Annotated in this window: 14 protein-coding genes; 7 read left to right on the top strand and 7 right to left on the bottom strand. The window is 59.5% G+C overall.

The features are described 5' to 3' along the window. Positions 1-168: 168 nt before the first annotated feature. The 4 genes from ACM62Q_RS11950 to ACM62Q_RS11935 all read right to left on the bottom strand — a co-directional run bounded on the left by ACM62Q_RS11950 (position 169) and on the right by ACM62Q_RS11935 (position 4,349). Positions 169-1,905, bottom strand: a complete 1,737-nt coding sequence (locus tag ACM62Q_RS11950; protein ID WP_415036862.1) for a FimV family protein — start codon at positions 1,903-1,905, stop codon at positions 169-171. An 85-nt stretch (positions 1,906-1,990) separates the two neighbouring features. Further along, the gene (locus ACM62Q_RS11945) at positions 1,991-2,656 is read right to left on the bottom strand and encodes an energy-coupling factor ABC transporter permease (RefSeq protein WP_415036860.1); all 666 of its coding nucleotides are present in this window, start codon (positions 2,654-2,656) and stop codon (positions 1,991-1,993) included. Between the two features lie 9 nt (positions 2,657-2,665). Then, a complete protein-coding gene (locus ACM62Q_RS11940) occupies positions 2,666-3,598 on the bottom strand; it encodes an electron transfer flavoprotein subunit alpha/FixB family protein (protein WP_415036858.1) in 933 nt (310 codons plus the stop codon). Position 3,599: 1 nt separating this feature from the next. Then, on the bottom strand, positions 3,600-4,349 hold the full coding sequence (locus ACM62Q_RS11935) for an electron transfer flavoprotein subunit beta/FixA family protein (protein WP_415036856.1): 750 nt from the start codon (positions 4,347-4,349) through the stop codon (positions 3,600-3,602). A 230-nt stretch (positions 4,350-4,579) separates the two neighbouring features. Here ACM62Q_RS11935 and ACM62Q_RS11930 point away from each other — a divergent pair, with 230 nt between their 5' ends. Next, positions 4,580-5,122, top strand: a complete 543-nt coding sequence (locus tag ACM62Q_RS11930; protein WP_415036854.1) for a TetR/AcrR family transcriptional regulator — start codon at positions 4,580-4,582, stop codon at positions 5,120-5,122. Between the two features lies 1 nt (position 5,123). Here the strand turns inward: ACM62Q_RS11930 and ppx are convergent, their stop codons facing one another. The 3 genes from ppx to ACM62Q_RS11915 form a co-directional block, all read right to left on the bottom strand. Beyond that, positions 5,124-6,611 carry an exopolyphosphatase gene (gene ppx / locus ACM62Q_RS11925; protein ID WP_415036852.1) on the bottom strand — a complete coding sequence of 496 codons (1,488 nt, stop codon included), beginning with the start codon at positions 6,609-6,611 and terminating at the stop codon, positions 5,124-5,126. 85 nt (positions 6,612-6,696) lie between these two features. Beyond that, positions 6,697-7,809 (bottom strand): diguanylate cyclase, encoded by a 1,113-nt coding sequence (locus ACM62Q_RS11920; protein ID WP_415036850.1) that lies wholly within the window; start codon positions 7,807-7,809, stop codon positions 6,697-6,699. Position 7,810: 1 nt separating this feature from the next. Then, entirely contained in the window at positions 7,811-8,785 is a 975-nt protein-coding gene (locus ACM62Q_RS11915; protein ID WP_415036864.1) for an oxidoreductase, read from the bottom strand. Between the two features lie 233 nt (positions 8,786-9,018). On the opposite strand from ACM62Q_RS11915, the gene ACM62Q_RS11910 reads away from it, so the two are divergent. The 6 genes from ACM62Q_RS11910 to ACM62Q_RS11885 all read left to right on the top strand — a co-directional run bounded on the left by ACM62Q_RS11910 (position 9,019) and on the right by ACM62Q_RS11885 (position 13,278). Beyond that, the gene (locus tag ACM62Q_RS11910) at positions 9,019-9,546 is read left to right on the top strand and encodes a C40 family peptidase (protein ID WP_415036848.1); all 528 of its coding nucleotides are present in this window, start codon (positions 9,019-9,021) and stop codon (positions 9,544-9,546) included. Positions 9,547-9,617: 71 nt separating this feature from the next. Next, positions 9,618-10,334, top strand: a complete 717-nt coding sequence (locus tag ACM62Q_RS11905) for an ankyrin repeat domain-containing protein (protein WP_415036846.1) — start codon at positions 9,618-9,620, stop codon at positions 10,332-10,334. A 27-nt stretch (positions 10,335-10,361) separates the two neighbouring features. Then, positions 10,362-11,030 carry a leucyl/phenylalanyl-tRNA--protein transferase gene (gene aat, locus ACM62Q_RS11900; protein ID WP_415036844.1) on the top strand — a complete coding sequence of 223 codons (669 nt, stop codon included), beginning with the start codon at positions 10,362-10,364 and terminating at the stop codon, positions 11,028-11,030. Positions 11,031-11,034: 4 nt separating this feature from the next. Then, positions 11,035-11,763 (top strand): arginyltransferase, encoded by a 729-nt coding sequence (locus ACM62Q_RS11895; protein ID WP_415036842.1) that lies wholly within the window; start codon positions 11,035-11,037, stop codon positions 11,761-11,763. Positions 11,764-11,858: 95 nt separating this feature from the next. Continuing rightward, positions 11,859-12,452 carry a LemA family protein gene (locus ACM62Q_RS11890; RefSeq protein WP_415036840.1) on the top strand — a complete coding sequence of 198 codons (594 nt, stop codon included), beginning with the start codon at positions 11,859-11,861 and terminating at the stop codon, positions 12,450-12,452. Then, positions 12,439-13,278, top strand: a complete 840-nt coding sequence (locus ACM62Q_RS11885) for a TPM domain-containing protein (RefSeq protein WP_415036838.1) — start codon at positions 12,439-12,441, stop codon at positions 13,276-13,278. The genes ACM62Q_RS11890 and ACM62Q_RS11885 overlap by 14 nt, the downstream gene beginning before the upstream one ends. Positions 13,279-13,596 lie beyond the last annotated feature (318 nt).

Raw genomic sequence — 13,596 nt, 5'->3', positions numbered from 1 at the left:
AAGCAGATTTCGTAATGACGCATGAAAACTCCTTTTGGGATAAACCCTCCGTCATGCGAACGGTAGGGCAAGGTGGAAAACGCGGGAGTATATCACCATGCCCGATTTTCTGGAACGCCACACGCCATTTTTTCGACAAAATCACGGCACAAGTACCGTGCACCGGGCTCAAGCTTCGGCCAGTTCGCGCTCCATATTGAGCGCGGTTTCCTTCAGTTCGATCAGAAATAAAATTTCCTCAACCACAGGCAAGGGGAAACCAAGACGTTGTCCAGCGCGGTTGTCGCGCAATAATTGCTGCATATAATCAAGCACTTCCGGAGAGGACCAGTGTTTCGTCAAGCCCGCAACGATACGCGGCATATCTTCGATGCTACCCGCCCGCGCCGTCTGCTCCACAACGGAATCGCCATGCTCTGCAGAGGCGGCCTCCCAGGGTTGAATTTCGACGTTGAAATTACGATTCAAATTACTGGCGACCACATTGAATTCTTCGCGCATGTCGGCCATGCGATACACCTCGAGCAGGCGCACCCAAGGCTGCAAGGCTTCCTGCGGGTTATTGTCGATGTATTCCTGCAAAGCCTGGGCCGCGCCCTTGACCCGCCCGAAGGACAACATGATGTCGGCCAACTCCATAACCGGATTGGCTTCGAAATGTTCATCGACCGAAGTGGCATTGATCGAAAAAATCGAGTCGCCCGGCCGCCCCGGGGGCGCTTTGGGTGGCGTACTCGCCACAGGCGGTACCACACTCGCGCCACCATCCAATTCGAAATCGACCGCCAGCGCCTGCGCCCCTGCGGTCGGCTCAAGATGCACATCGACTTGCTTGGCAAAACTACGCTCAGGAATGCTCAGCTCGGCTTGGCGTGGCGCATCCACTGCCGCTTCGCCCGGCAAAAGCTCCTGCTCACGCACATCCTGTTCACGCCGCTGACGCCAATACAAACCTCCGGCCAGCAGCAAGACCAAAGCCAGCAACAAACCGTACCAGGCCCAATCGCCGGATTCCTCTTCCGGCGGCAGCCTTACGGGCGGTGCCGGGGTTGCCGGCGGCGCAGTCGATGTCGCGGGCGATGCATCGACGGCTGCGGCGCGTTCCTGCAAACCCGCGGCGCGCCCTTGCAGATCGTTCAAAGCGCCTTCCATGCTACGCAATTTTTCGGCTACCGCCAGCTGATCGGTGGCCCGCTCGTGCAAGGCCGCAAGCATTTGATATTCAAGGCGCAAGGTTTCGCGCTGCTCTTGGGTAAAAGCACTCTCGCGCAACATGTGCTCGCCCAGAACCATGGACAAGCGCAATGATGTTTCGCCCCCGTCATCGCTGGAAGACAAAAACAAACGGTCGCCGGCCTGTGCTTGTGCAAACAACGCATTCCCCGGCGGGTTCTGGCGCACGGGCTGTTGCACAGGGCGCTGCGCGAGCTGCTGCTCGGCGTTTTCCGTGCGGTTGCGCGTTCGGACAGAAGCCGCTCCAGCGCGTGATGCGGTACGCGCACCATCTCGGCGATCGCGTTTTTTCATTGCCGGTGCCGGGGTCGTCGGCGCAACCGCCTCCGGCACCGCCGTTTCTACCACCGCTGGATTAGCAAACAAGGTGTATTCACGATAGAGGTCATGCCCACAACCCAAATCGATCGCCACCTGGAACAAGGGATCGCGCACCACTTGCGCCCGCACACGAAGGTATGGTGCAGCCCCGGGAACCACGCGTAACTCTGCCTCTCTCACCCAGGGAAAATCCCCGGCAGTGCGTGGTTTGGCGACCCGAAAGCAGCTCGCATCGGGCAATTCTTTCGCTCCCCCCAGGAGCGGTATGCGCAGATCAAGAACCTGCCCGAGCACTGGCTCCTGACCCGGCTCGCCAAGGCCGATCGCATGCACCACGGGAGCTAGAAACACATTCCCCAACAACAAAAAACGGGCAATTCCCTGCTTCAATGAAGCACCTCTAATGACAGTGAAATATATCCCAATATTATAACGCCTACTTATGAAAAAAATAGCGCGCGTCATCAAATGATCCCACCCATTGTGGACGATAAATCACAAAAAGTGTCAGCACCCCGCCAGATAACCAGGCTTCAGAGAAGGCCAAAAGCAAAAAATAAGGCAGATACACGTCCAGCAGATAAGACAGGGGATATGCCCCAGCCGCCGCCAGAAGGAAGGTCGATACGCACCCCACCCCCAGAATGACCAAACCGCCGCACAAAAAGGCGTTAACAAAAATATAGATGAAATACTGCCGCGGCAGGCGCGACACCAGAAACTGAAACAGGCAATGGCTGAAAGCGACGCTCGCACCAATCAAAATGAGCGCATTCGCGGCGTAGGCGAACCACGCCCCGCCATCGTTGAAACTGGTGCACAACAGCACGATGGACAGCCCGAGCAGCGCAAGCTGCGGCCCGAATGCCAGGGTGAACACGTTGGCCCCCAAAAGGTGCAGGCTCAAACCGGGTTGCGCGCTGGCTTTCAGGCTCCAGAGCAGCACCAGGGCAACGATCATGCCCAGCCATAGATTCATTTGTTCCGAATCCGCCAGACGCTTCCACGGTGCGCGCCAAAAACTGTGGGCGAAAAGTGGTAGCCAGATGAGCCATGCCATCCAGTACCACGTTTCGCCCAACAGGTTATCGGTCAGATTCACCCGGGCATTTTAGCCCAGAGCACGCTCCAGCTGCGGCACAGCTTCAAACAGATCCGCAACCAGACCGTAGTCGGCCACCTGGAAAATCGGCGCATCCGCATCCTTGTTGATGGCCACGATCACCTTCGAGTCTTTCATGCCCGCGAGATGCTGAATGGCACCGGAAATACCCACCGCAAGATAGAGCTGCGGCGCGACCACCTTGCCGGTTTGCCCGACCTGGTAGTCGTTCGGCACGAAACCGGCGTCAACGGCGGCGCGGCTGGCACCCAGAGCGGCACCGAGTTTATCGGCGAGCGGCTCGAGCAGCTTGTGGTAGTTGTCACCACTGCCCAGACCACGGCCACCGGAAACGATGGTTTTTGCCGCACCCAGTTCCGGGCGCTCGGACTTGGTCAACTCGCGCCCTTGCAACTGCGTGCATCCCAGATCGGCGGCGGCGGTCAGTGCCTCGACCGGCGCGTTATTGCCTGTCGCCACCGGGTCAAAGGCGGTGGTGCGCACGGTGATGACCTTGATTTTGTCGGCGCTTTGCACGGTCGCCATGGCGTTGCCGGCATAAATCGGACGCACGAAGGTATCGGCGCTTTCCACTGCGGTGATTTCAGAAATTTGCGCCACATCGAGCAAGGCCGCCACGCGCGGCAAGACGTTTTTACCGAACGTGGTGGCCGGGGCAAGAATATGGGAATAGGCACCCGCCTGGGCAAGAATCAGGGCCGCGAGATTTTCGGCCGTTTGCTCGGCGTACTGCGCGGCATCGGCCTGCAAAACCTTGCTCACGCCTTGCAGGTTCGCCGCTTGCGCAGCAGCAGCTCCACAGGCAGAACCAGCAACCAGCAGATGAATGTCGCCACCGATTTTTGCTGCCGCAGCCAAGGTGTTGAGGGTGGCGGCTTTGATGCTTTGTTGGTCGTGTTCGGCAATTACGAGAATCGTCATGTCAGATCACCTTTGCTTCATTTTTCAATTTGTTCACCAGCTCGGCCACGTCGGCCACCAGTACGCCCGCCGAGCGCTTGGGCGGCTCGACGACTTTCAGGGTGGTCAGACGCGGGGCCACATCGACGCCCAGGGCATCTGGCTTCACCGTATCGAGCGGCTTCTTTTTCGCCTTCATGATGTTGGGCAAGGTGGCGTAGCGCGGTTCATTCAGGCGCAAATCGGTGGTCACCACGGCGGGCAAGGACATCGACAAGGTTTCCAGACCGCCGTCGATTTCGCGTGTCACCGTCGCCTTGCCGTCGCCCAGGACGACCTTGGAAGCAAAGGTTGCCTGCGGCCAACCAGCCAGCGCGGCGAGCATCTGTCCCGTCTGGTTGGAATCATCATCAATGGCCTGCTTGCCACACACCACGAGTTGCGGCGCTTCTTTGTCACACAAGGCCTTCAAAAGCTTGGCCACGGCCAGAGGCTGCAATTCGGCATCGCTCTCGACGAGAATACCGCGATCCGCGCCAATCGCCATGGCTGTGCGCAGGGTCTCCTGGCAAGCGGCCGGACCACAAGACACAACGACCACCTCCGTCGCCACCCCGGCCTCTTTCAGGCGCACGGCTTCTTCGACGGCGATTTCATCAAACGGGTTCATGCTCATCTTGACGTTGGCCAGATCGACGCCGCTGCCGTCCGCCTTGACGCGAACCTTGACGTTGTAATCGATGACCCGCTTGACGGGAACGAGAATTTTCACTGACATCTCCTTTGGCTGTAATGCCCGGTTTTTTGAATAAACTGCCGACTTTTAAATCTTGCCTAACGGTTTGACAGGCAGCTTGGCAAACCGCAGAATCCCCATACCGTGTCGTATGGAAAAACATACATTAGTGTATGAAAAAACAAGCTGTCAAGCCACTCCCCATCCATTCTACTGTCCCTGCGGACAGGTCCGCGCGTAAAAAGACTGCTTTTTCCCGCCAATCTTTGGACCGCGACGACTGGGTTCGTGCGGCGCTCAATTTGCTGGCGGAAGAAGGTATTGCCGGGGTGCGCATCGAGCTTTTGGCCAAACGCTGTGGCGTCACCAAAGGAAGTTTCTACTGGCACTTCAAGGATCGTCAAGCCCTGCTCGCAGCAACGCTCGAAACTTGGTGCGCCGGACGCATCCGCGACATCGAAAAAAACACCCTCGTCGCCCCCGGCGAAGAGGCCGCCCAGCTGCGCCATGCCATCGACTGGTACGGTGCCAACCGCAACCGCAAAGGCATGGCCATCGAGCTTGCCATTCGCGACTGGGCGCGCCACGATCCGCAGGCAGCAGCCAGCGTAGAAACGGTAGACCTATACCGCCTGCGCTGCACCGAACGCCTGTTCCTCGCCGCCGGCACCCCGGCAGCAGACGCCAAAAGCCGCAGCCTACTGCTCTACGCCAGCACCTTCGGCCTCTCCCTGATGCACTTTGCGCCCTTTGACGATGATCCGGCCGCGCTCAAAGAAAAAATCAGCCGCTATCTGGTCTGCAGCTGAATCAACCCTCTGCAATCACCTCAAAACACCGCCCGATCTGCCGCCAAAGCGCTGCTTCATCGGCCAGCGCTGCAGCCGTCCAAGGATTCTTCAAAAGCCACGCAGCCGGCACATGCAAGCCAAACCCATCGCTCGTTTCTAGCAGTTTGAGCGACGGCTGCACGCGTTCCTCGCGCGCCCGACAAAACAGAGCGGCCAGACGCAAACAAAGAATCAAGGGCCAGAGCGGATCATGCGCCGGCAAGGGCGGCAATTTGTCCAATTTACCGCGATGGCCGAGTACCAGATTGGCCAGTTGCGCCTGATCTTTGCGCGAAAACCCAGGCATATCGGCATGCGTCAAAATATAGGCACCGTGCCGATGATAGGCATTATGCGCTACGGAAATTCCGATTTCGTGCAAACGGCAGCCCCAGGACAACAACTGATGCGCCTCATCGGCGGCTTTATCTGGGCGTAACTGGACAAAAAGCGCCCGCGCCATTGCTTCAACGCGCGCCACCTGCTGGCGTTCTACCTGATAGCGCTTGCGGAACAACTCCACCGTCGCATCGCGCATGTCATGTTGATGAAAGCGCCCGAGCAAATCGTATAACACCCCAAGCCGCAAGGCACCGTCGGCATACACCATATGGGTCAGCTGCAAGGCCTGAAAAACCGCCTGCATGATGACGAGGCCGCCTGGCAAAACGGGCAAGCGGTCAGCCTTCAAGCCGCGCAAATCAAGCTTGTCGACACTGCCCGCCTTGATGAACAGATTGGCCAAACGCTCCAGTCCTTCGCAGGTAATACCTTCTTCTGCCGCCGGATTCAGGCCGTTTTGTTCCAGCAAATCGGCAATCGCCTTGGCGGTTCCCGAAGTCCCGACCGCCTCTTTCCAACCCCATTGCCGATATTCCTGCACGATTGGCTCGATCTCGCGCGTTGCCGCAACCAGCGCATCGCGCCAGCGGCGCTTATCGATCTTGCCTTCAGGAAAAAACTGCTGCGTATAACTCACACAACCCATGTACAAGGATTCGGTGAGTTGCGGCACATGGCGCTTGCCGATGATGCACTCGGTGGAACCGCCGCCAATATCGATGACCAGGCGCTTGTGCGCCGCCGTCGGCAAAGAATGCGAAGCACCGACATACACCAGACGCGCTTCTTCGCGCCCGGCAATCACCTCGATCGGAAAACCCAGCGCGGCTTCTGCCTGCGGCAAAAACTGCGCCGCATTTTTCGCCACCCGCAAGGTATTGGTTGCCACCGCACGCACCGCGCCGCGATCCAACCCACGTAAGCGTTCCCCCAAACGGCGCAAGGCTTCGAGCGCACGTTCCTGGGTTGCCGTCTCGAGCATTTTGCGCGGGTTCAAACCCGAGGCCAGGCGCACCGGCTCCTTCAATGAGTCGAGGGGATAAATCTGCTGCCCGAGCACCCGCCCGACCTGCAAACGAAAACTGTTCGAACCCAAATCAACGGCGGCAACGGTTTCGTAAATCATGATTTGAACGCAAGGGGCACAAAAGGAGTGCGATTTTAACGCTGCGTCCGCCTCGGATTTATGGCACGACGCTTATTTTTAGCGACTATTTTTTCGCCGACTTATCCGCCGCCCGTGCCCGAATGACGTCCATCGGCAAACCCAGGGTGAGCGTCTGATCCATCAACCCCAAGAGCGGCAGCAACTGGCCCAAGAGGGTTTCAAGATGCGGCAAAACAGCATCCGAGCGCGACACGCGCAGCAACTCCAGAGCGTGCGCAATGGTAATCGGGCGCTGCGCCGGCGTATCGGCATTACTCTCGATCCGGTTACCGCCGGCCTGCAGCGCCTTTTCCATGCGTTCCATGGCCAGATCGAGCAAAGCTCCGGCCGAAGTCACCGTATCGGCCGGCACCCCTGCCAAACCGATGCTGACGGTCAATTCGATCGTTTCTCCGTGCGCCGCCAAACGCGAAGCTTCGACCGCCTGGCGCACACGTTCAGCAAAACTTGCGCAATGCACGAGTGCCGTTCCTGGCGACACCACCGCCAAACAGCCCGGCGCAACATGGCCCAGACTGTCTTCCTGACGCACTTTGGCAGCCAGCATGCGGGCAAAGCGGTGGATGATTTTTTCCGCCTGCTCCAGCCCCAATTTTTCGCTCAACTGTTCAAAGCCGTCAAAACCCAGCACCATCAGGCTGACATCGATGCCGTGACGCGCCGAATGCGACAAGGCCTGGGCGATCTGCAACTCCAAAAATTTGCGCGTGTACAGACCGGTTTGCGGATTCTGCACCCGCTCTTCCTGCACGCTCTCGATGTTTTCATGCGCTTCTTGCAAGGCCAGCAAATTACCCAGACGCGTCAGAATCTCAACCGTACCGCTGCCTTTGGTAATGAAATCCGAAGCCCCGGCGGCACGCGCCTTGGCGCGCTCTTCTTCCGTTTCCTCGCCAGACACCAAAATGAAGGGCATCTGCTGCAAGCGGCGCAGGCGCGAGGTACGCAGGCGCTCCAGCAACTGATAGCCGTTCATCTTCGGCATCTGCAGATCGGACACCACCGCCCGGATCGACTGGTCGAGCACTAGCGCCTGCCAAGCCGCTTCGCCGTCGCCTTCTTCGCGCACCTCGTAATGCGCACGGATGTGCTGCACCAGCGAGGCGCGCACCAGACGCGAATCGTCCACGACCAGAACGCGCGGCAGATTGGCCATCTCAGGCTCCACCGACCTCGACCACGACCCGCCCCTTGATGCGCCCGCCGATGAATTCATCGAACATCGCCGGTAAATCGGCAAAAGCCACCCGGCGCGTCATTTCCGCCAGATGCGGCGGGCGTAAATCGCTCGCCAGCCGTTGCCAGACGCCGCTGCGGTAAGGTTCGCGGATATAACCGGAATCCACGCCGAGCAAAGACACGCCGCGCAAAATAAAAGGCGCCACCGTGGTATTCAGCTTCATGCTGGCGGCCAAGCCTATGCTTGCAATCGTGCCGCCCTGCAGCATCGTGCTGGCGATCCAGGCGAGATAATCGCCGCCCAGATTGTCGACCGCGCCGGCCCAGCGACCGCTGTCGAGCGGTCGGATTTTCGTCAGATCGAGATCCTGGCGCAGCAACACCTCAGCCGCGCCCAGTTCGCGCAAATAGTCCGCTTCGCTGGCCTTGCCGGTCAAGGCCGCGACGTGATAGCCGCGCTGCGCCAGCATATCGACCGCCAGACTGCCGACGCCGCCGGTCGCGCCGGTGACGATCACCGGCCCCTTCTCTGGCGTCAGACCGTTTTCTTCCATGCGCACGATGCCCAGCGCTGCGGTGAATCCAGCCGTACCCAAGGCCATCGCGTCATGCAGCGAGAGTCCGGCGGGCAGCGGCACCACCCAATCGGCCGGCACGCGGGCGAATTCGGCGTAGCCGCCATGATGCGCGACACCGATATCGAAACTCGTGGCGATCACCGCATCGCCTGCCTTGAAGCGCGCATCCGCGCTAGAGACCACCGTGCCACACAAATCGATGCCACCAACACAGGGAAAACGCCGGATGATCTTGCCTGCCCCGGTCGCCGCCAGGGCATCCTTGTAATTGATGCTGGAGAAGGCGACGCGGATCACCACTTCGCCGGCATCGAGATCATCCAGCTGCATCTGGACAAAACGATGCCCCACCGCCCCCTCGTGATTTTCGATCATCAAGGCCTGAAAATTATCAGCCTGGGTTTTTGTCATTTTGTCTGCACTCCTTTATCTTCTGGGCACACATCATACCCTTACAGCGCCTTGCATACACACCTCAGATGGGCTTTTGAGATGCTACGACAAGACGCCAGCACAGCATTGAATCCTGGCTCTGCGTTACGTAATACAGTGTAAAAATGACAAAGCAGGGTTTACAACGTAATAAATTTGCAATAAATTAGCCGCCCATGTCACGACGCACCCGCACCCTCTCCTTGCTGACCGCTGTATTAAGCGGATTTTTCTTCGCCCCAGCACAGGCCAGCGAGACCCTGCGCCTAGATAGTCTGCGTTCCTTGGACACCCCGATTTCCCTGGTCGAACGCTACACCAATGCCACCCAAGACGTCATCCTCGAAGGCCTGAAACTGGTTGGGGTACGCTACAAAATGGGCGGCAACAACAGCGAAACCGGCTTGGATTGCAGCAGCTTCGTGCAAACCGTATTCAAGGAAAGCATCGGCACCTATTTACCACGCACCGCGCGCGAGCAAAGCCAGCTGGGCGAACATGTCGATCTTAGCCAGCTGAAACCGGGCGATTTGGTATTTTTCAATACCATGCGCCGCGCCTTTTCGCATGTCGGCATTTACCTCGGCGACAACCATTTCCTGCACGCGCCGCGCGCCGGTGCCGAAATTCGCGTCGAGAACATGGGCAGCGGCTATTGGATGAGCCGCTTCAACGGCGGGCGTCGCCTCATCGAAGCACGCTGAGACGCTGCAAAACTCGCCAAATCCGGCAAGTTCTTCTAGAATCCTCCGCGTCTGTTTCTGGTCATGGATTCATGAGTTCCAAATTCGCCCCTGCCGCCAGCTCCACCCTGATTAGCGCCATCCGCACAGGCAATCTGCACGCGCTACGCACCGCACTCGATGCCGGGGAGAATATCGAAGAAACCGACATGCACGGTTACCCAGGTCTGCCCCTGCGCACGGCCTGTTTCGGCGGCAACCTGTTCATCGTGCAAACGCTTCTTGAAGCAGGGGCCGACATCAACGCCCCCACCGCCGATGGACGCGGTGCCCCGCTGCGCCTCTCCCTGCGGCGCGGCCACCAGGACATCAGCGCCTTGCTGCTCAGCCGCGGCGCTGAAATTCCCGCCGACCTCACCATCCCCCCAGGCCTCATCGAACGCGCACAAGCCATGGCAGACGGCAGCCGCCCGATCATCGACATGCCCGCTCTGGAATTTGAGCGCAGCGCCGCCGTAGAAACCACCTTGGCACTTCCGTCCACGCCGCTGCCGGACGCACCCGGCATGACGGAAACCCAACTTGGCAGCAACATCATCGATTTTGAGTTCGCCCCGCTACCCGACACACCACCAGCGGCGACCGCGGCCATACCCGCCCCTCCCCCGTCCAAACTCCCGGCGCTCAACGAAATCGAAGAAGTCGATCTCAAAGGGGTTTACGGTGTGGATACCAACATCATCAATATGGACCTCGAGCGCCTAAACGGTGCCCAGTCCGAACCTGCGCCGCCGCCGCAACGCAAATAAGAATCCCGTCAAAGACCGGTACGCGCCTTGTTTTCAGCGCAGCGCATTCCCTTGCTTGGCCCGGAAGATCCTCTCCCTCCGGTGACGCACGCCCGCCAGGATTTAGGCGGGTTGCTCGCTCTGGGCGGCGGCCTTTCGGTTGCCCGCCTGCTCGCCGCTTACCGCTGCGGCATCTTCCCCTGGGGCACGCAGCAGGGCTTGCCCGTCTGGTACTACCCAACACCGCGCATGGTGCTTTTTCCGGACGAACTGCGCATCAGCCGCTCATTACAAAAAAATCTGCGCAATTCACCTTTCGAATTTCGTCATAACCACAATTTTTCCGCCGTCATTGACGCCTGCGCCACACAAAAACGCCCGCACCAGGACGGCACCTGGATCAGTGCCGAACTGCGCGCCGCCTATGGCGAACTACATCGCCAGGGCTGGGCGCATTCGGCAGAAACCTGGTTGGACGGCGAATTGATCGGCGGGCTTTACGGTCTTTGGATCGGCAAGGTATTCTTTGGCGAATCTATGTTTACCCGGCAAAGCAATGCCTCAAAATTTGCCTTCGCCCACTGGGTCGCTCATTTGCGCCACCAGCACTGCGCCCTGATCGACTGCCAGATGCACACAGCGCACCTGGCCTCCCTAGGGGCGCGAGAAATTTCCGGAACGCAATTCCAGCACCATTTACGCCACCTGATTGCCTAGCGCCATGGCCCATCCCGACGACGCCGACCTGCCTTTTTCCCTGCTGCAGTTCTACGCCACCGGCCCCTACCCGTGCAGCTATCTCGCCGACCGGGAAGCCCGTTCGCAAGTCGCCACACCACCGCACCTGGTCGATACCGACAGCTACAGCCGCCTGATCCAGCAAGGCTTTCGCCGCAGCGGCCTCTTTACCTACCGCCCCTATTGCGACGACTGCCAAGCCTGCATCCCCGTGCGCCTTCCGGTTATGCTTTTTCGCCCTGACCGCAGCCAGCGCCGCGCCCTCACGGCGCACCAAGGATTGACGGCGCAGGAATGCGACCTGAATTTCGACCCCGCGCACTTTGCCCTCTACCAACGTTATCAGCAGCGCCGCCATAGTGGCGGCGGCATGGATGAAGACAGCCGCGAGCAATACAGCCATTTTCTTTTGCAAAGTCACATCGATACCCGCTTAATCGAATTTTTCGAAAATGGCGTGCTGCGTATGGTCAGCATCATCGATGTTCTGGCGGACGGCCTATCTTCCGTCTACACCTTTTACGACCCGGATATTCCCCGCGCCAGTTACGGTAGCTACAACATCTTGTGGCAGATCGAACAATGCCGCACCGTGGGTTTGCCCTACCTCTATCTCGGTTACTGGATCGCGCAATCACAAAAAATGGCCTACAAAGCCCGCTTCCGACCACTCGAAGCCTTGCTCGATGGCCGCTGGCAGGATCTGCCCTGAGCTTTCTGACGCAGCTTCTGCCAGCACAAACCCTGCGCAAATTTATCCGTCCTGTTAAGCTCGCGGCTTTCAAGCATTTACCGGAGAAAGCTCTCATGAGCCAGCGCCTGTTCGCCCTCATCCTGTTTCTTAGCGCCCTGCTTTCCGGCTGCGGCTATAACCAGATCCAGATCAACGACGAAGGCGTCAATGCCGCCTGGTCGGAGGTGCTCAACCAGTACAAACGGCGCGCCGATCTGGTGCCGAATCTGGTCGCCACGGTTGAAGGCTATGCCGCCCATGAAAAAGAGGTGTTCACCCAGGTCACGCAGGCCCGCGCCAGCGTCGGCGGCATCCAGGCGACACCGGAACTGATCAATGACGAAGCCGCCTTTGCCAAATTTCAGGCGGCGCAGGCGCAAATGAGCAGCGCCCTGGCTCGCCTGCTGGTGGTGGCGGAAAACTATCCGCAACTGAAAGCCGACGCCAATTTCCGCGATTTGCAAGCGCAACTGGAAGGCACCGAAAACCGGGTCACGGTGGCGCGTAACCGTTACATCGACGCCGTGCGCACTTATAACGTTTCCGTGCGCACCTTCCCGAATAATCTGACGGCGATGGTCATGGGCTGGCAGGCCAAGGCCAATTTCAGCGTGGACAATGAAAAAGCCATCAGCGATGCCCCAGCGGTCAAGTTTGGCAGTAAATAAGACCGTGCTGCGCCACCTTTACGCGCTGTTTTTCCTGCTCTGCGCCGCCGGCACCGCCACGGCGGCGCAGCCGCTCGCCTTACCGCCACTCACCGCGCCCGTCGTCGACCACACCCAGACCCTCTCCCCGGCGGCGCTCGCCGCCCTGAACGAGCGCCTGACGCAACTATCGACCGACAAAGGCAGCCAGATCGCCATCCTCATCCTGCCCAGCACACAGCCGGAAAGCATCGAGCAATTCAGCATCCGCCTGGCCGAGCACTGGAAAATCGGGCGCAGCAAAATCGACGATGGTGTCCTCATCGTCGTCGCGAAAGACGATCGCACGATGCGCATCGAAGTCGGCTACGGCCTGGAGGGCGCAGTTCCCGATGCCATTGCCAAACGCATCATCGAAGAGCAAATGGCCCCGCGTTTTCGTGACGGCGATTTCGCCGGCGGCCTCACTGGTGCGGTCGATACGCTGGAAAAACTGATCGACGGCGAGCAACTGCCCGCCCCCGCCGAATCTGCCAACAACACCGCCAACCGTTTCGATTCACCCCTGGTTTTTCTGGTGCTCCTCGGTGCCAGCATGGCGCGCGCCCTCTTCGGGCTGGCCGGCAGCATCGGCATGGCCCTGCTGGCGGCAGGCCTTACCTGGTTCAGCTTTGGCTCGCTTGCCGCGGCGCTCGGCATCGGCCTATTCACCTTTGCCATTTCTTTCATCCGCTTCAGTCCCGGCGCTGGGGGCGGCGGTGGAGGCTGGGGAGGCGGCAGCGGCGGTGGCGGCTTTTCTGGCGGGGGCGGCCGTTTTGGCGGCGGCGGCGCTTCCGGCAAGTGGTGAGCGGCAAGTGGTCAGCGTATAGGCAGCCTGATCTAATCCGCCGATTCAGCCACCTTATCCACCCCCCAGATTTGAGCCGGATTAAAGCCCAGCGCCCGCCTGCCTCCGAAAATCCAGGCCTCAGCAACCTTCGTCCATCATCATGCGCCTGCTTTCACTTTGCTTTGCCGTCGGCCTGTTTGCCACGCCCGCCCTCGCTCAGCACATCTCGCACGACCTGCCGATTCACGATGCGGCCCGCCTGGGAAATGGCGAGGCAGTGAAACAGGCACTGAAAAAAAACCCCGACACCCGCGACCAACGCACCCAACTCGGCTC

The sequence above is a fragment of the Azonexus sp. genome (genome assembly GCF_047638095.1).
Lineage (GTDB): Bacteria > Pseudomonadota > Gammaproteobacteria > Burkholderiales > Rhodocyclaceae > Azonexus.
The sequence above is the reverse complement of the archived record's forward strand: the minus strand, read 5'-3'. Positions and strand labels throughout refer to the sequence as shown.